The organism is Kitasatospora sp. HUAS MG31 (genome assembly GCF_040571325.1).
Classification (GTDB): Bacteria; Actinomycetota; Actinomycetes; order Streptomycetales; family Streptomycetaceae; genus Kitasatospora; species Kitasatospora camelliae.
In genome coordinates, this window is record NZ_CP159872.1 from 4,827,156 (window position 1) to 4,844,865 (window position 17,710).

At 74.6% G+C, this 17,710-nt stretch carries 15 protein-coding genes; 6 read left to right on the top strand and 9 right to left on the bottom strand.

Going from position 1 to position 17,710, the window contains the following annotated elements:
• Positions 1-72 precede the first annotated feature (72 nt).
• Complete coding sequence (locus ABWK59_RS21865; protein WP_354642305.1) at positions 73-1,605, top strand: MDR family MFS transporter; 1,533 nt, start codon at positions 73-75, stop codon at positions 1,603-1,605.
• A gap of 76 nt (positions 1,606-1,681) precedes the next feature.
• Here ABWK59_RS21865 and ABWK59_RS21870 read toward each other — a convergent pair whose 3' ends face one another.
• A complete protein-coding gene (locus ABWK59_RS21870; protein ID WP_354642306.1) occupies positions 1,682-1,927 on the bottom strand; it encodes a hypothetical protein in 246 nt (81 codons plus the stop codon).
• Between the two features lie 19 nt (positions 1,928-1,946).
• Positions 1,947-3,119, bottom strand: coding sequence for an inorganic phosphate transporter (locus tag ABWK59_RS21875; protein ID WP_354642307.1), 1,173 nt, complete (start codon positions 3,117-3,119; stop codon positions 1,947-1,949).
• Positions 3,120-3,473: 354 nt separating this feature from the next.
• On the opposite strand from ABWK59_RS21875, the gene ABWK59_RS21880 reads away from it, so the two are divergent.
• Entirely contained in the window at positions 3,474-4,991 is a 1,518-nt protein-coding gene (locus ABWK59_RS21880) for an NlpC/P60 family protein (protein WP_354642308.1), read from the top strand.
• A gap of 48 nt (positions 4,992-5,039) precedes the next feature.
• Here the strand turns inward: ABWK59_RS21880 and ABWK59_RS21885 are convergent, their stop codons facing one another.
• Complete coding sequence (locus tag ABWK59_RS21885; protein WP_354642309.1) at positions 5,040-7,322, bottom strand: FdhF/YdeP family oxidoreductase; 2,283 nt, start codon at positions 7,320-7,322, stop codon at positions 5,040-5,042.
• A gap of 385 nt (positions 7,323-7,707) precedes the next feature.
• On the opposite strand from ABWK59_RS21885, the gene ABWK59_RS21890 reads away from it, so the two are divergent.
• Positions 7,708-8,505, top strand: coding sequence for a hypothetical protein (locus tag ABWK59_RS21890; RefSeq protein ID WP_354642310.1), 798 nt, complete (start codon positions 7,708-7,710; stop codon positions 8,503-8,505).
• 55 nt (positions 8,506-8,560) lie between these two features.
• Here ABWK59_RS21890 and ABWK59_RS21895 read toward each other — a convergent pair whose 3' ends face one another.
• From ABWK59_RS21895 to ABWK59_RS21915, 5 genes are all read right to left on the bottom strand, one after another.
• Complete coding sequence (locus tag ABWK59_RS21895; RefSeq protein WP_354645054.1) at positions 8,561-9,409, bottom strand: STM4011 family radical SAM protein; 849 nt, start codon at positions 9,407-9,409, stop codon at positions 8,561-8,563.
• Positions 9,410-9,555: 146 nt separating this feature from the next.
• Positions 9,556-10,923, bottom strand: coding sequence for an STM4012 family radical SAM protein (locus ABWK59_RS21900; protein WP_354642311.1), 1,368 nt, complete (start codon positions 10,921-10,923; stop codon positions 9,556-9,558).
• Positions 10,920-11,747 carry an STM4013/SEN3800 family hydrolase gene (locus ABWK59_RS21905; protein ID WP_354645055.1) on the bottom strand — a complete coding sequence of 276 codons (828 nt, stop codon included), beginning with the start codon at positions 11,745-11,747 and terminating at the stop codon, positions 10,920-10,922. The genes ABWK59_RS21900 and ABWK59_RS21905 overlap by 4 nt, the downstream gene beginning before the upstream one ends.
• 71 nt (positions 11,748-11,818) lie before the next feature.
• Positions 11,819-12,907 carry an STM4014 family protein gene (locus tag ABWK59_RS21910; protein WP_354642312.1) on the bottom strand — a complete coding sequence of 363 codons (1,089 nt, stop codon included), beginning with the start codon at positions 12,905-12,907 and terminating at the stop codon, positions 11,819-11,821.
• Positions 12,908-12,937: 30 nt separating this feature from the next.
• Positions 12,938-13,891 (bottom strand): STM4015 family protein, encoded by a 954-nt coding sequence (locus tag ABWK59_RS21915; protein ID WP_354642313.1) that lies wholly within the window; start codon positions 13,889-13,891, stop codon positions 12,938-12,940.
• Between the two features lie 166 nt (positions 13,892-14,057).
• Between ABWK59_RS21915 and ABWK59_RS21920 the strand changes: the two genes are divergently transcribed.
• From ABWK59_RS21920 to ABWK59_RS21930, 3 genes are all read left to right on the top strand, one after another.
• A complete protein-coding gene (locus ABWK59_RS21920; protein WP_354642314.1) occupies positions 14,058-14,384 on the top strand; it encodes a hypothetical protein in 327 nt (108 codons plus the stop codon).
• 12 nt (positions 14,385-14,396) lie between these two features.
• The gene (locus ABWK59_RS21925) at positions 14,397-15,572 is read left to right on the top strand and encodes a DUF6745 domain-containing protein (RefSeq protein ID WP_354642315.1); all 1,176 of its coding nucleotides are present in this window, start codon (positions 14,397-14,399) and stop codon (positions 15,570-15,572) included.
• A gap of 266 nt (positions 15,573-15,838) precedes the next feature.
• The gene (locus tag ABWK59_RS21930) at positions 15,839-16,690 is read left to right on the top strand and encodes a fumarylacetoacetate hydrolase family protein (RefSeq protein WP_354642316.1); all 852 of its coding nucleotides are present in this window, start codon (positions 15,839-15,841) and stop codon (positions 16,688-16,690) included.
• A 96-nt stretch (positions 16,691-16,786) separates the two neighbouring features.
• On the opposite strand, the gene ABWK59_RS21935 is transcribed toward ABWK59_RS21930, so the two are convergent.
• Positions 16,787-17,539 (bottom strand): TetR/AcrR family transcriptional regulator, encoded by a 753-nt coding sequence (locus tag ABWK59_RS21935; protein ID WP_354642317.1) that lies wholly within the window; start codon positions 17,537-17,539, stop codon positions 16,787-16,789.
• Positions 17,540-17,710 lie beyond the last annotated feature (171 nt).

The window sequence follows — 17,710 nt, forward strand, 5'->3', positions numbered from 1 at the left end:
TGAAGAAGGTTGCCTTATTCAACCATCGCGCTATGGTTGGTTTACGCAACTAAAGTCCAGCGAAGGATCCGCATGTCCCACCGCAAGGTCCTCGAAGCCCTCTCCGGCCTGCTGCTCGGCCTCTTCGTGGCCGTCCTGTCCTCGACCGTCGTCTCGAACGCCCTGCCGCGGATCCTCACCGACCTGCACGGCGGCGAGTCCGCGTACACGTGGGTGATCACCGCCGCCCTGCTGTCGCTGACCGCGTCCACCCCGATCTGGGGCAAGCTCTCCGACCTGGTCAGCAAGAAGGTGCTGGTGCAGGCGGCCCTGGTGATCTACATCGGCTCCTCCGCGCTGGCCGGCCTCTCGCAGAACGTGGGCGAGCTGATCGCCTGCCGGGTGCTACAGGGCGTCGGCGCCGGCGGTGTCACCGCGCTGGCCCAGATCTGCCTGGCCGCGATGGTGCCGCCGCGCGAGCGCGGCCGGTACAGCGGCTACTTCGGCGCGGTGTTCGCGCTGGCCACCCTCGGCGGGCCGCTGATCGGCGGCGTCATCGTGGACACCGACTGGCTCGGCTGGCGCTGGTGCTTCTACGTGGGCATCCCGTTCGCGCTGGTGGCGATCGCCGTGCTGCAGCGCACCCTGGACCTGCCCGCCGCCCCCGCCCGCACCACCCGGACCCGGATCGACTACCTCGGCGCGCTGCTGGTCACCGGCGCGGTCAGCCTGCTGATGATCTGGATCAGCCTGGCCGGCCGGACCTACCCGTGGCTGTCCTGGCAGACCGCGGCGATGGTCGGCGGCGCGGCGGTGCTGGCGGCGCTGTTCCTGGCGGTGGAGCGGCGGGCCGCCGAGCCGGTGATCCCGCTCGGGCTGTTCCGGCACCGCACGGTGGCGCTGGCCGCCGTCGCCAGCGCCCTGGTCGGCGTCGGGATGTACGGCGCGACCACCTTCCTCAGCCAGTACTTCCAGCTGGCCCGCGAGAAGTCCCCGACCATGGCCGGCCTGCTCACCCTGCCGATGATCCTGGGCCTGGCGCTCTCCTCCACCGTGGCCGGCCGGCTGATCACCCGGTACGGGAAGTGGAAGGCGTACCTGGTGGCCGGGACGGCCCTGATGGCGCTCGGCTTCGCGCTCCTCGGCACCCTCCGGGACGACACCCCGTACCCGCTGATCGCGGTGCCCATGGCGGTGACCGGGATCGGCCTCGGCCTCACCCTGCAGAACCTGGTGCTGGCCGTGCAGAACACGGTGCCGCGGCACGAGCTCGGCGCGGCCAGCTCGGCGGTCGCCTTCTTCCGCACCCTGGGCGGGGCGATCGGCGTCTCGGCGCTCGGGGCGCTGCTCTCCGACCGGGTCGGGCGGTACCTGGCCGAGAACCTGGCCGCCGCCCACGTCGCCCCGGGCGGGTCCGCGCTCGGCGGCGGGGAGATCCCCGACCTCGGCGCGCTGCCCGCGCCGTTCGTCCCGCTGGTGACGGACGCCTTCGGGCACGGCGTCGGCATGGTCTTCCTGATGGCCGCGCCGTTCGCGCTGCTGGCGTTCCTGGTGGTGCTGTTCATCCGGGAGGCGCCGCTGAAGACCGTCCAGGAGGCGGCGGCCGCCCCGCTGGTGCGGACCTGACCCGGCCGGAGACGGGAAAACCCTCAGGGGCGCGGAAACCGCGCCCCTGAGGGTTCTCCGGCGACTGCGCGCCGGCCTACTTGTTGGCGATCAGCGTGATCCCGTAGAAGACCACGGAGGCACAGACGCTGAAGCAGAGCGCGGCGCCGGCCAGCGCCAGGTTGCCCCGGCCCGAGCCCGGGATGCCGGACCGGACGGCCTCCTGCGCCGCCTCACGGCGGGACAGGGCGAGGATGCCCAGGGCGAAGACGGCGACCACGGTGACGGTGATCGCGAAGCTGATGCCGGCGGTCTGCGCGAGGGCGGCCCACTTGATGTTCATGAGTGTCTGCCTTCCCGGCTCAGGCCGCGACGGTGGTGGACGCGGGGGTGGGGGTGACCGGGGCCGGGGCGACCTCGACCTCGACCTCGTTCACCTCGTTGACGTTGCCGGCGTGGACCGGCTGGCGGCGGGAGGCGAGCCACATCGCGCCCGAGCCGACGACCAGCGCGGCACCGACCAGGGCGACGCCCCAGGAGCCCTGGATGGCGATGAAGGCCGCGATGCCGGACACCGTGGCGGCGGCGGGCAGGGTCAGGCCCCAGGTGTAGACCATGCGGCGGGCCATGCCCCAGCGCAGCTTGCCCTCCGGGCCGCCGAGGCCGGCGCCCATGATGCCGCCGGAGCAGACCTGGGTGGTGGAGAGGCCGTAGCCCATGTGCGAGGAGGTCAGGATGACCGTGGCGGCCGCGGTCTCCGAGGCCAGGCCCTGGCGGGGCTTGATGTCGGCCAGACCGGAGCCCATCGAGCGGATGATCCGCCAGCCGCCCATGTAGGTGCCGATGGCGATGGCCGCACCGGCGCTGACCACGACCCACGCCGGCGGCATGGCGCCCTTGGGCAGGTTGCCGACCGAGACCAGGGTCAGGGTGATGATGCCCATGGTCTTCTGCGCGTCGTTGGTGCCGTGGGCGAGCGAGATCAGCGAGGAGGAGAAGACCTGCCCGACCCGGAAGCCCTTGTCGGTGGTCTCCTCGCGGCCGCCGCGGGTCAGCCGGTACGCCAGCTTGGTGGCGCCCCAGGAGGCGAGGCCGGCGACGATCGGGGAGGCGACCGCCGGGATGAGGATCTTGGAGGTGACGGTCGCGAAGTTCACGCCGTTCATGCCCACACCCACGACCGTGGCGCCGATCAGGCCGCCGTACAGGGCGTGCGAGGAGCTGGAGGGAAGGCCCTTCAGCCAGGTCAGGAGGTTCCAGAGGATGGCTCCGACCAGGGCGGCGAAGATGACGGCCGGTTGGACGCCGGTCTTCTCGTTGACGATGCCGCCGGAGATGGTGGTGGCGACCTTCACGGAGAGGAAGGCGCCGGCGAAGTTCAGGACCGCCGCGATGGTGACCGCGACCTTGGGCTTGAGGGCCCCCGTGGCGATGGAGGTGGCCATCGCGTTGGCGGTGTCGTGGAAGCCGTTGGTGAAGTCGAAGGCGAGCGCCGTGATGATCACAACGGCCACCAGGAACGTGATGTGTTCCATACCCAAACAATCGTCGTAGTTGTCGGACTGACGCTGCTGTCACGGTGGACCGTAGGGACGCCGGGTGAACGGAAGGTGAACAGGGTCGGGAATCGTGGTTCCGATGGTGTCCGGTGGGTTGCGGAGAAGGTGTGAAGGCATGGAGGCCGAGGCTCAGTACGGCCTCCGGAGCGTCAAATGCCCCCTCTGATGGGGGTTTGCTGAGAGCTGTCTCACAGTGCCCGATCGGTCCTGCCAGATTTCATCGAGACCTCAGGAAGCCACCTGCCGCTCACCCCCGTCGGCATGACAGGATCGTCGGGATCACCGGGCGCGGCCCGGTGACGGCCGTGGACAAAGGGGAGGGCCGGCCGGATGAGGGCTGCAACGGGTTCCGAGTCGACCGGTATGCGTCCGTGGGTGCGGGCGGCGCTGCGCTGCGGGGCCGTCCTGGCCGCCGCCGCACTCGCCCTGCCCCTCGCCGGGGCCGCGTACGCCGCGCCCCAGCCCGATGTGAAGGTCACCGTCGCCCCGGGCGCGGACCCGCTGGCCGACGCCAAGGCCACCCTCGGCCCGCTGCTGGACAACCTCCACAAGCTCTACCAGGAGGCCGAGGCCGCCACCGAGCAGTACAACGGCACGGTCGCCCGGCTCACCGAGCAGCAGAACGCCCTCGCCGAGCTGCGCACCAGGATCACCCGCCAGCAGGCCGCCGTGGACGCCGGCACCGATCTGGCCGCCCAGCTCGCCGCCGCCCAGTACCGCAACGGCAACGCCTCCGAGGTCGCCGACCTGCTGCTCGCCGACGACCCCTACGAGGCCGTGGTGATCGCCGAGCTGCTGAAGGCGGCCGGCCGCTCCCAGCGGGAGTTCCTCGACCACCTCAAGGCGGACCGCGCCGCGCTGGAGGACTCGCAGCACCAGGCCGAGGCCGCGGTGGCGCAGTCCCAGGCGCTGGTCGTCCAGCAGGAGCAGACCAAGGGCGAGGCCGCCCGGAAGCTGGCCGAGATCGAGCAGACGGTCAGCTCCCTCACCGGCGCCCAGCGAAGCGAGCTGGAGCAGCTGGAGCAGCGCGAGGCGGACGAGGCCCAGCTGGCCTTCCTCGCCTCCGGCGCGCTCGGCAAGGGCGAGCGCACCCCCTCCGAGGCCGGCCGCAAGGCGGTCGCCTTCGCCCTCTCCAAGCTGGGCATCGACTACGTCTGGGGCGGCACCGGGCCGGACGGCTACGACTGCTCGGGCCTGACCTCGCAGGCGTGGCTGGCGGCCGGCAAGCCGATCCCGCGCACCAGCCAGGAGCAGTGGGCCCAGCTGAAGCGCATCCCGCTGAACGAGATCCGGGCCGGCGACCTGGTCATCTACTACGGCGGTGCCACCCACGTCGCGATGTACATCGGCGGCGGGCTGATCGTGCAGGCCCCGCGCACCGGCGACGTGGTGAAGGTGTCCCCGATCGGCGCCATGCCGATCCTCGGCGCCGTCCGGCCCGACCCGGAGTCCGGCGCGGACGACAAGGGCGGCGCGTGGAAGGTCCCGGACGTGAAGGTCGGCTCCAGCCGGATCGCGCCCGCCAAGCCGTCCACCCTGCCCCCCGTGCCGCCCACGCCCGCCACCCCGGCACCCACGCCGAGCACGCCCACCACCCCGGCCGACACCACGGGCACCCCCACCACCGGCGGGACGCCGACCACCGGCGGCACCCCCACCACGGGCGGGACGCCCAGCGGCTCCGGCACGCCGAGCGGGACGGGCACGCCGAGCGGGACGGGCACCCCGAGCGGCAGCGGGACGCCCAGCGGTTCGGGTGCCCCGACGACCGGCGGCTCGCCCTCGGGCAGCGGCTCGCCGTCCACCACCACCTCGAAGTCGGCCTCCTCCTCCCCGACCGCGGGCTGAGCCGATCCCCCGTGGTGGGCGCCGCGCGGCGCCCACCACGGTCGCGGGTCACAGCCCGCTGTCGGCCTCGAACCGGACCACGACCGCCTTGGAGGTCGGCGTGTTGCTGATGTCCGCCGTGGAGTCCAGCGGCACCAGCACGTTGGTCTCCGGGTAGTACGACGCCGCCCCGCCCCGGGCCACCGGGTAGTGCACCACCTTGAAGTGCGGGGCCCGGCGCTCCACGCCGTCCCGCCACTCGCCGACCAGGTCCACGTACGAGCCGTCGGCCAGGCCCAGCTCGGCCGCGTCCGCCGGGTTCACCAGGACGACCCGGCGGCCCCCGGTGATGCCGCGGTAGCGGTCGTCCAGGCCGTAGATCGTGGTGTTGTACTGGTCGTGCGAGCGCAGCGTCTGCAGCAGCAGCCGGCCGGCCGGGACCTCGGGCGCGGTGAGCGGGTTGACCGTGAAGTTCGCCTTCCCGGTCGCGGTGGGGAAGCTCCGGCTGTCCCGCGGGCCGTGCGGCAGGGCGAAGCCGCCGGGCTTGCGGACCTTGGCGTTGAACTCCTCGAAGCCCGGGACCACCCGGGAGATCCGGTCCCGGACGGTGTCGTAGGACACCGCGAACTCCTCCCACGGGGTGTCGTCCTGCGGCCCCAGGGCGGCCCGGGCCAGCCGGCAGACGATCGCCACCTCGGACAGCAGCTCCTCGGACGGCGGCCGCAGCCCGCCGCGCGAGGAGTGCACCATGCCCATCGAGTCCTCCACGCTGACGAACTGCGCGCCGGCCGCCGTCCAGTCCCGGTCGGTCCGGCCCAGCGTGGGCAGGATCAGCGCCCGGGCGCCGGTCACCACGTGCGAGCGGTTGAGCTTGGTGGAGACGTGCACGGTCAGCCGGCAGCGGCGCATGGCCGCCTCGGTGGTCGCGGTGTCCGGGCTGGCCGCGACGAAGTTGCCGCCCATCGCGAAGAACACCTTCACCGTGCCGTCGCGCATCGCCCGGATGGTGTCCACCGTGTCCAGGCCGTGCTCGCGCGGGGGCGCGAAGCCGAACTCCCGCTCCAGCGCGTCCAGGAAGGCGGCGCTCGGCCGCTCGAAGATGCCCATCGTCCGGTCGCCCTGCACGTTGCTGTGGCCGCGCACCGGGCAGACGCCCGCGCCCGGACGGCCCACGTTGCCGCGCAGCAGCAGGAAGTTGACCACCTCGCGGATGGTCGGCACGGCGTGCTTGTGCTGGGTCAGGCCCATCGCCCAGCAGACGATGATCCGCTTCGAGGAGAGCACCATCCGGCCCAGCTCCTCGATCTGCTCCCAGGGCAGACCGGTCGCCGCCAGCACCTCGGCCCGGTCGGTGCTCGCCGCCTCGGCCGCGAACTCCTCGAATCCGTGGCAGTGCTCGGCGACGAACGCGCGGTCCACCCCGTCCGGGGCGGCCAGCACCAGCTGGTTCAGCGCCCGGAACAGGGCCAGGTCGCCGCCGAGCCGGATCTGCAGGAACAGGTCGGTCAGCTTGGTGCCGGAGCCCACCAGACCACGGGCGTTCTGCGGGTTCTTGAACCGCTCCAGACCCGCCTCCGGCAGCGGGTTCACGCTGACCACCTTCGCCCCGGCCCGCTTCGCCCGCTCCAGCGCGGACAGCATCCGCGGGTGGTTGGTGCCCGGGTTCTGGCCCGCCACGATGATCAGGTCCGCCTGGTACAGGTCCTTGAGGTGGACGCTGCCCTTGCCGATGCCGAGGGTCTCCACCAGCGCGGAACCGGAGGACTCGTGGCACATGTTGGAGCAGTCCGGCAGGTTGTTGGTGCCGAGCTTGCGGGCGAACAGCTGGTAGACGAAGGCGGCCTCGTTGCTGGTCCGGCCCGAGGTGTAGAACGCGGCGCCGTCCGCGGTGTCCAGCGCCCGCAGCTCCTGCGCGACGATCTCGAAGGCGCGCTCCCAGGACACCGGCACGTAGTGGCTCGCGCCCTCGTCCAGCAGCATCGGCTCGGTCAGCCGGCCCTGCTGGCCCAGCCAGTACCCGGACCGCTCGGCCAGCTCCGCCACCGGGTGCGCGGCGAAGAACTCGCCCGTGATCCGGCGCTCGGTCGCCTCCTCCGCCACCGCCTTGGCGCCGTTCTCGCAGAACTCGGCGGTGTGCGTCTTGCCGGGCTCCGGCCAGGCGCAGCCCGGGCAGTCGAACCCGTCCGGCTGGTTCACCTTCCGCAGGGTCGCCAGGGTCCGCCGGGGACCCATCTGCTCGGCGGCCATCCGCAGGCTGTGGCCGACCGCGGGCAGCCCGGCGGCCGCGTGGTGGGGCGCGCCGACCCGGGGCGCGTCCTGCGCGGGGTCGCTCTGCGGGGCCTGCTTGGCCATGGCTGAACCTCCTGCTCACGTGGGCCGCGCGTCGTTGCCGGCCCCGCGCCCATCCTCGCACCCGGGGCCCGCCGGGGGGACGGGGGCGGGGAGGGGGGTGGGGAGGGGGACGGGGAGGTGGTGCGGGCCCGGTCGGGAGGGTGGCCGGTGCGGACCGTTGCGTGGGTGAACGGTGAAGGGGGCGGGGCTGGTTGGCCGCGAGGGCGGGGTGCGCGGAACAATGACCGGCGAGACGGTGACAGCGGGTCGCCGCAGCCGAGCAGTGAGGTACCCGATGACGGTTCCCGCCGAGCCCGCCGCCTCCGCCGTACCGGCCCCTCCGGCCCCGCCGGCCTCTCCGCCGATCGTTCCGCCGATCGTTCCGCCGGTCGTTCCGGAGCCGGCGGTGCCGGTCGAGGTCGCACCCGGGGTGCGCGAGCTGCTGGTACGGCTGCGGGACGCCGCGGACACCGCCCCGAGCTCCGAGGCGGCCGTCCACCTGCTGGAGAGCGTCGCGCGCGAGATGACCGGACTGCTCGGCCGCCACGACCGGGACAGCCTGACCGCCTGGCGGGAACTCGGCTACCACCGCAACCGCGCCGGCGACCCCGTCGGAGCCGTCCACCTGCTCGGCCAGGTCACCGCCGACCTCGCCCACGTCTTCGGGCCCGCCGACCCGGACACGCTGTACGCCGGACTCGAACTCGCCACCGCCGTCGGCGACTCCGGGGACCCGAACGGCGCCGCGCACCGCCTGCGCGAGCTGCTGCCCGCGCTCACCGCCGCGGCCGGCCCGGACGACGCCCGCACCCTCGCCGCACACGTCCGGCTGGCCGTGGAGACCGGGCGGCTCGGCGACGTGATGGGGGCGATCGGGGCGTTCGCGCTGCTGATCCCGCGGATCCAGCAGGTGCTGGGGGAGGGGCATCCGCTGTTGGGGGAGGCGCGGTGCGGGCTCGGCCGGCTGGTGCCGCACCGGCGGCGGCTGGCCGGCGGGGGCGGGATCGCGCCGGTCGAGGCGGTCGCCATGGTGCACCGGCTGATGGTCTGGGACTTCGACACCGACGAGGAGGCCGACGCCTTCCTCTCCGAACTCGAACACGCCACCGGCCAACGCCACCTCGCCGGCCGTCTCGCCACCGTCCCCGACACCCTCACCCCGGACCACGCCACCGCCATCGTCCTCGGAGCACCCCCGTCCTAGCGCAGTTCCCCGCGCCCCTATGGAACCCAGTTGCGCTGGGGCCCTGGCGGGGTGCCTACGGGTGCGGGATGCGTTCGAGGATGCCTCCGGCGAAGAGGTCGTAGAGGGGGAGGGTCTCCAGGTGGACGTAGCCGATGTGGCAGTCGCAGACGGGCAGCGGGCACACCCGCGCCCGCAACTCGCCGCGGTACGACCCGTCGTAGAGGTTCCCCAGGGGTGGGCGGACGAAGTGGCAGCGGCGGACCGTCCCGTCGCCGTCCACCGAGATCACCGACTCGCCGGTGCGGCAGGGTTGCCCGCCGCTGGGGTGCGGGTGCCGGCTGTAGCCGAAGTGCGGGTCCAGGGCGGTCCAGTCGGCGGCTTCGGTGTCGTCGTAGGTGCGCCCGTCGGCGGCGTTGATCCAGAGGTAGACGTCCGCGGGGAGGTCGGCCCGCAGGCGGCGGGCGGCGGCGAGGTGGCCGGGTTCGCCGACCACGCCGACGCTGTACCGCACGCCGAGGGCGCTCAGCTCCCGGCACTTGGCGAGGAAGCGCTCGTACCGGACCTGGCCAGGGTGGTACGTCACCCAGAGGGCGACGGTCGCCGGGTCGGCGTCGGCGAGCCAGTCGGTGCGGCAGCTGAGGTTGGTCTGGATCGCCACCCGGCGGACGTGCGGAAGCCGGCTGAGCTCGACGAGGGCCCGCCGGTACCAGGAGCGGACCAGCCCCTCGCCCCACGGGGTGAACAGGACGGACAGGGTGTCGCCCACCTCGCCGGCCGCCGTCGCCCACGCGGTGAAGCGTTCCAGCGCGGCACGGTCGGCCCGCAGTTGCTCGGGGGCGTCCCGCCGCTTGGCGAACGGGCAGTACGGGCAGTCGTAGTCGCAGGAGACGAGCGGCCCCCGGTAGAGCACGGTCAGGTCCAGCCCCGGCCCGGCCACCTGCGGCCCGGCCACCTGCGACCCGGCCACCTGCGACCCGGCCACCTGCGACCCGGCCACCCCCGGCCCGGCCTCCGGCCCGCCGTCCGGCGCGCCGAGGCCGGGCATCCCCAGGTACGTCATCGGCGGGGTCACTTCAGCTCGTACGCGGCCATGTCGGCCCGTACCGCCGCGGAGAACAGCGCCGGCCCGACCGCGTCCGCGTGCGCCAGGCCCTCCGGGGTGAGCGCCAGCCGGTCGGCGTCTCCCTCGGCGAGCCAGCCGCGGGCGGCGAAGGCCGCCAGCTCGGCGGGGAAGTCCTCGGCGGGCGTGCTGCCGAAGCGCTGCCGGTACCCGGCGAGCTCCAGGCCGTCGGCCTGGAGCAGCGACTGGAGCAGGTGCCGGCGCCGGGGCTCGTCCCCGGTGAGGTGGCGGCCGACCTCGGCGCGGGTGAAGTCGGTGGTGGCGACGTAGTCGTCGATGATGCCGCGGACCTGGCGGGCGTCCACCGCGTAGTCGAAGGAGTAGTGCAGTCGGGAGGTGTAGGAGCGGGCGCCGCAGCCGAGCCCGACCATGCCGTCGGTCTGGCAGCTGTGGTCGCCGCCGCCGGTGTCCGGGGCGTCGGTGCGGCGGAACATCCGCATCGAGACCTGCCGGTACCCGGCGGCCAGCAGGTGGTCGCGCCCGGCGCGGTAGAGGGTGAGCCGCTGGGCGTCCCAGGCGGGGTCGTGGCCGGCGTCCTCCGCGCCGCGGCGGCCGAGGCCGGTCAGCGGCCGGACGTACAGCGGGTAGAGGTACAGCTCCTCCGGCTGCCAGGCGAGGGCGGCGTCCAGGGAGCGCAGCCAGCTGGCCACGGTCTGGCCGTCGATGCCGTAGATGAGGTCGATGTTGAGCACCGGGAAGCCGGCCGCGCGGACCCGGCCGAGCGCCTCCTCGACGGCGGCGCGCTTCTGCGGGCGGACGGCGGAGCGGGCCTCCTCGTCCAGGAAGGACTGCACGCCGAGGCTGAGCCGGGTGGTGCCGCGCTCGGCGAGCACGGCGAGCCGGTCGGCGGTGGCGGTGTCGGGGGAGGCCTCCACCGACAGCGGGACGGCCCGCAGGTCCGCGCCCATCCGCTGCTCGGCGATGTCGAACAGCCGGGTCAGCTCGGCGGCGGTCAGGTAGGTGGGCGTCCCGCCGCCGAAGGCCGCCACGGAGAAGCGCGCATCCCCGTCCAGCGCCGCACGGACCGCCGTGGCCTGCCGGTCCAGCGCGTCCAGGTAGGCGGTGGTCAGGCCCTCGGGGCTGCCGATCCGGGTGAACAGGTTGCAGAAGCCGCAGCGTATCTCGCAGAACGGGATGTGGATGTACAGCGAGAGCGCCCGCTGCGGCTCCCCGGCCCACAGCCCGCGCAGCCCGGGGCGGTCCGGCAGCGGGCGGTAGGCGGTCTTGTGCGGGTACGCGTAGACGTAGCCCTGGTACGGCGACGAAGCGGCGTCCGTCTCCACGGCGTCCATGCCGGGCTCCATGACGGCGGTCATCGTGCGGCCTCCTCGTCGTCCGTGCGGTGCGGCAGGGTGAACTGCGCGTACGGCACCGTCCAGACCACCTCGTGGCCGATCCGGTGGCCGGTGTAGCCGTCCTCGCCGTAGGCGGTGCCGTGGTCGGAGCAGACGACGGCGAAGCACGGCCGGCGGCGGCTCATCGCGGCGAACAGGCGGCCGATGTGCGCGTCCACGTACTCCAGCGCGGCGGCGTGGCTCTCCCGGCTGTCGCCGTGCTCGCGGGTGGCTCCGGGGAGGTGGAACCAGTTCGGCTGGTGCAGGGCGGAGACGTTGAGGAGGAGGAACAGCGGCTGTCCGGCGGGCTGTTCGGCGGCCACCCGCTCGGCCCGGGCGACCTGCGCCTCGAAGGAGGTCGGGGAGGGCACGCCCATCTCCGGCTCCCAGTGGCTCTCCTGGAACAGCCCGGGCAGCACCGAGCCCAGCGGGCCCTGCTTGTTGAAGAACCCGACACCGCCGATGCAGACCGTCCGGTACCCGGCTGCGGCCAGCGCCGAGGGCAGGTCGGGGGCGTCGAACACCCAGGTCCGGGAGGCGGTGGTCTCGGAGCCGGCGAACCGGGCGGCGAACAGCCGCGGGTGCGGACCGGGGGAGGCCGGGGTGGGCAGGAAGCCGGCCAGCATCGCCTGGTGCGAGGCGTAGGTGAAGCTGCCCGGGGAGTGCCGGCGCTCCCAGTGGCCGCCGGGCAGGTGGGAGGCCAGGTGCGGGATCCGGCCGGCCGCGGCCAGTTCCTCGGCCACGTCGTACCGCAGGGTGTCCAGGGTGACCAGCAGCAGGTCGTGGCTGCCGATGACGGCGTTCATGTCGGGCGCCGAGTCGGCCACCGGGGTGGCGGTCGCGGCGGCGGCCGGAGGGGCGACCGGGGGCGTCGGGGTCATCGGGGGTGTTCCGTTCTGAGCAGGGCGGCGATCTGGGCGCCGTAGGTGTCCAGGCCCTCGGCGGGGGTGCCGGGCAGCCCGGTGAGGTTCGGCAGCAGGTCGCCGAAGGCGTTGACCTCGCCGACCACGAACCGGCGCCAGCCGGCCGTGGGCAGCACGTCCACGCCCACCATCGGGGAGTGCGGGAAGCAGGCCGCCGCGCGCTCGGCCGTCTCCAGCAGGCGGGGCCAGGCCGGCCCGGCCGCCTCCCGGGCGAGCGCCAGGTCGCCGCGGGAGCCGCCCAGGTGGAGGTTGGTCATCGGGTGCCCGCTGGTGCGCACCACCGCGTGGGTGGCGCGGCCGTCGACCACCACCACCCGCAGGTCGGCGGAGCGGCCGTGCTGGGACGCCTTCGGCACCCACGCCTCGACGTGCAGCCCCTCCGGCGCCAGCGCGTCGACCAGGGCGGCGACCTCCCGCTCGGTGCGGTAGCGGCGCACCCGCAGCGAGTTGTGCAGCCCGTCCGGGCCGGGTTCGGCGGAGGTGGTGGCCACCACCCGGCCGGGCCCCGCGAGCTCCAGGGCCAGCACCCCGGAGGCCGAGGAGCCGTGCGCGGCCTTGACGAAGACCCGGCGCAGCCCGGCCTCCGCGAGCCGCTCCCGCAGGTCGGCCCAGCCGGTGGGCGTCCCGTCGAGGGCGCGCGGCACCGGCACCCCGGCGGCGGCCAGCCGGGCGTGCGCCAGCCGCTTGTCGAACATCACGGCGATCTCGTCCGGATCGCCGAGCAGCCGCACCCCGGGCGCCCCGGCCAGCGAGCGCAGCGCGGCGACCACCCCGGCGTACCAGGCGGCGCCGCCCTCCACCCGGGTCGGCGCGTACCCGGCGCCGAGCACCGGGCCGCGCAGCAGCGCGTCCACCGCGGTGTCCTCGCCGGGCGACTCGATCCGCAGCAGGGTGCCCGGGTCCGGCCGGCGCCCGTCCCGCAGCACCTCCAGCCAGGGCAGGACGGCGGGCTCGGGCAGCCCGAAGGAGCGGGCCGCGGCGGCGAACAGCGCGACCCGCCGGTGGCCCGGGTTGCCGAGCACGGTGAGCCGCGGCGGCGTCACCGGCGCCCGCTCCCGGCCGGCGCGGCGGTGCTACTCGGCGACGGCCACATAGCGCCAGTCGTCCTCGGGCTTGTTGCCGTCGGAGAGGTCCAGCTCCACCCCCGGCAGGGCCTCCACCAGGCGGTCGCGCACCTGGTCGGTCAGGTAGTGGTGGTGCAGGTCCAGCGAGGTCAGGTGGGTGAGCGGCTGCCCCTCCAGCAGGGCGGCGACGCCCTCGTCGGTCAGCGCGCCCATGGACAGCGCCAGGCGCTCCAGCCGGGCCACCACCGGGGCCTCGGCCACGGCGGCGGCGATCTCGTCCTGGTACTCGCTGTTCTGCAGGCCCAGGTGGCGCAGCGCGGGCAGGGCCGCGCCGCTGAGGAAGGGCTCCAGGTCGCCGATGGTGGAGTCGCCGCCGTACTCGTCGACGCCCAGCCACAGCTCCAGCCGCTCCAGGACGGGGAGGTCGCAGGCGCCGACCGCCCGGACCACCGCGGCGGGCAGGCCGCCGGCCTCGAAGCGCAGCGCCCGCAGGTGCTCGTGTCGCACCGGCTCCAGCTCCAGGCCGCCGTTGCCGTCCCAGTCCTTGCCGGCGCCGCGGACGACCAGCTCCTCCAGCCGCGGGAACGCCCGGAACACCGGGGTCACGTCGCACATCTGGAGCCAGGAGATCTCGCACTCCTCGAAGGTCACGTCGCCGACGAACAGCCCGCGCAGCGCGGGCAGCCGGTCGGCCGCCCCGGTGACCGCGGCCAGCGGCTCGGTCAGCATCTCCGGCTCCTCCTGGAACCACTGGCCGACCACCACGGCGCGGACCCGCTCGGTGTCGACGGTGTCCAGGAACTGCTGCCAGCGCTCGACGAAGGTCTGCTCCGACTCGTAGTCCACCCCGACCTTCCAGGCCACGTCGGGCGCGGCCGGGAGCTCGGCGCCGTCCGCCACGGCGGCGACGAAGTCGAAGACGGGGAGGTCGTGGAAACGCTCGATGTGCCGGCTGATCGCCATGCGCTGCTCCTCGGAGTGGTGGGGCCGGGCCCAGTGTGCCAAGCGGTGCTGACACCCCGCCGGGCGGGGACGGGTCGGCGGGCCGACGACGGGCGTTGTCAGCACGGGCCCCTAGCTTGTGCCCTCAGGAGGCCGGCACCCTGTCGGCCGGTCCGAGGGAGGGCTGATGTACCGCCAGGGTGACGTGCTGCTCGCGCCGGTCGCGGAGGAGGCGGTGCCGCGGTCGGTGGCCACGCTGCCGCAGCAGCCGAGGGACGGCCGCGGCCGGCTGGTGCTGGCCCTCGGCGAGGTGACCGGCCACGCCCACGCCGTGGTCGGCCCCGGGGAACTGCGGCGCGAGGCCGGTCCGTTCGGCGCGGCCTGGCTGCACCTGCCGGACGGCGGCCGGGTGGTGCACGAGGAGCACGCGGCGATCGCGCTGCCGAAGGGCTGGTACCGCGTGGTGCGCCAGCGGGAGTACGTGCCGGGCGCCGTGCGCGTCGTGGCGGACTGAGGGGTGCGGGAGATGACGGTTCGACAGGTCGTGGCGCCCGACGAGGCGGCGGCGCGGTGGCGGGCGGTGGCGGCGGCGACCGGGCCGGCCGACCGGCCCGCCGTGGAGCGGGCGGTTGGGGCCGCGTACCGGGCGGCGGGCCTGCCCGAGCCCGCCGCCGTGGTGTGGTTCGACTCGCCGCTGTCCGCGGCCGCCGCGGCGCTGGTGCTGCGCGGCGCGGTCCAGGCGGACGACGGGTGGTTCGCCGAGGCGGCCCGGCGGGTGGTGGACGAGGCCGTCGTCGAGGCGGTCGCACGGCTGGTCGGCGCCGGGGTGGAGCTCCGAGGCGGCGCGGTCCCGGTCCGCGAGGCGGTCCGGACGGCACCCTGGGAGCGGGTCCGCCGCGCCGTGCACCAGGACCTCGGGCCGCACGGCTGGACCGAGCTGTGGGCCGCCACCGGCGGCACCCTCGGGCCCGCCGTCCGGGTGCCGGCCTCCCGTATCCGGGACGCCGTGCTCGACCGGCTGACCACCGGTCCCACCGCCACGGCCGAGGAGCGGGCCGGGGTTCGGCTCGCCCTGCTGGACGCGGTGCTCGGCCAGCACGACGCCCCCTGGCTGGCAGCCTTCGACGCGGCCGGCGCGCTGGACGGGCCGGACGGGTCGGACGGGCTGGCGGCCCTGGCCGAGGTCGCGGCCGGCGCCGGCTGGTGGTGGCCGTACGACCGGGTCGCCCTGGTCGCCGAGCGCCCGGTGGTGCTGCACCGGGACGAGGCCGGCCGGCTGGACCGGGCGGACGGCCCGGCGCTGGCCTTCGCCGACGGCTTCGCCCTGCACGCCTGGCGCGGCATGCCGGTGCCGCCGGACTTCCTGGCCGGCCTCGCCGGTCTGGACACCGACCGGATCCGCACCGAGGAGAACGCCGAGCTGCGTCGGGTGATGCTGGAGCACTACGGCTACGACCGCTACCTCGCCGAGTCCGGGGCCGAGCCGCTGCACCGGGACGAGACCGGGAAGCTGTGGCGGATCAGGCTCCCCGGGGACGAGCCGGTGCTCATGGTCGAGGTGGTCAACTCCACCGCCGAGCCCGACGGCACCTTCCGCACGTACTGGCTGCGGGTGCCCCCGGACACCCGGACCGCCCGCGCCGGGGTGGCCTGGACGTTCGGCCTGCGGGAGGAGGAGTACCGGCCGCAGCGGGAGACCTGACGGACACCCGATGCCAGCATCGCCCGGCCCGGCGGCCCACCGGCGGCACCGCGTGCCGTCACCGCAGGAGACGCCTGCCGGGGCGGTCCTGTCAACGGTGCGGGAGCCCGATTCTCCGATCGGCTCGCCTGTATGGATTGATAGGAATTCGCCGAAAGTCACCACCTGTTCCGAAGGCGAAATCGGTTGATATACCTCGGATGCATATGACGGGGGAGGTGTGCGACCTCCTCCGTTCCGTGCGACGAACCAGGTGGTGATGGGCAGTGAAGCTCCTCAGAGTGGGCCCCGCGGGTGCCGAGCGTCCGGTGGTACTCGGCGAGGACGGCACCGCGTACGACCTCTCCGGCCGCACCGCGGACATCGACGGCGCCTTCCTCGCGCGCCTGGACCCGGCGGAGCTGGCCGCCGCCGTCGCCGCCGGCGACCTGCCGCGGACGGAGACCGCCGGCGAGCGGATCGGCGCCCCCGTGGCCCGCCCCGGCACGGTGGTCGGCATCGGCCTCAACTACCGCGACCACGCCGAGCAGATCGGCGCCGACCTCCCCGCCGAGCCGGTGGTCTTCCTCAAGCCCACCAGCACCGTGGTCGGCCCGGACGACGAGGTGCTGGTCCCCCGGGGCGGGGAGAAGACCGACTACGAGATCGAGCTGGCCGTGGTGATCGGCCGCACCGCCCGCTACCTGGAGACCGTGGAGGAGGCCGCCGGGGTGATCGCCGGGTACGCCGCCGTCAACGACGTCACCGAGCGGGCCTTCCAGCTGGAGCGCGGCGGCCAGTGGGACAAGGGCAAGTCCGCCGAGACCTTCACCCCGCTCGGCCCCTGGCTGGTCACCCCGGACGAGGTCGGCGACCCGCAGAAACTCGGCCTGAGGCTCTGGGTCAACGGCGAGCTGCGGCAGGACGGCAGCACCGCCGACATGGTCTTCCCGGTGCTGGAGATCGTCCGCTACCTCAGCCGGTTCATGGTGCTGGAGCCCGGCGACGTCATCGTCACCGGCACCCCGGCCGGCGTCACCGCCGGGCACCCGGGCGCCGCCTTCCTCCGCCCCGGCGACGTGGTCGAACTCGAGGTCGAAGGCCTCGGCCGCCAGCGCCAGACCCTCGGCCGGGCCTGACCCGACCGGGTCGTCCCCAGGGGCGCGGGGGACTGCCCGAAACGCGGGGTGACGTGCCGTCACCCAGGCAGGTCCCCGTGCCCCGGCGCCACCCCGCTACGTCCGCAGGACGAGGAGCTCCCCCAGCCGCGCGATCAGCGCCGCCGCCTGCCCGTCCGGGCTCTCCAGCGCCAGTACGGTCGCCAGCATCCCCGCGGTCTGCTCGTCCCGGACGGCCGCCGCGGCCGCCATCACCACGAACTCGTCCACCAGCCAGTCCCGCAGCGCGTCCTGCGGGATCTGCCGCCCCTCGTCCAGCCAGCTCAGCGCCGAGGCCTCGACCACCGAGAGCCAGGACCGCACCAGCAGGGTCAGCTGCGGTCCGGCGTCCCGGACGCCGAGGTGCCGCAGCGTCCGCCGCAGCGCCACCCGCCGCACCTCGTCGATGATCGCCGAGGTGCGCGCCGTCTCCACCACCGAACCGCCGCGCAGCAGCGCCCCGTAGCCGGCCGCGTGCTCGGCCACGAAGGAGAAGTACCGGTCCAGCACCCCCGCCAGCTGCTCGGTCGGGGTGCCCGGACCGGGCACGGTGAACCGGCCGGTCAGCTCCTCGGCCGCGCTCCGCAGCGCCGCCTCGTACAACTGCTGCTTCCCACCGGAGAAGTAGCGGTACACCAGCGGGCGGGAGGCCCCGGCCGCCTCCGCCACGTCGTCCAGGGTGACCTCCTCCGGCGGCCGGGAGCCGAACAGCTCCAGGGCGACGGCGATCAGCTGATCGCGCCGCTGCTGTACCGGCAGCCGCCGGTACCCGGCGCGGCGCGCCCGTTCCGGGGCCGGGGGGTCGGGAGGGGACGCGGAGCTGGCTGCCATGGCGGTCAGCGTAGTGGGCCCCGCCCGGATCCGTACCTGGTCGGGGCGGTCTTTCCGGTGGCCAGGGGCCCGGGTCTGCCCGATCGGCCACCGGGGACGGACCGCCCGGCGGGTCGGGGCGGGGCCGCCGGGCCGAGCGCCCATCATGGGCGCGGAGGATCCGGCGAGGGA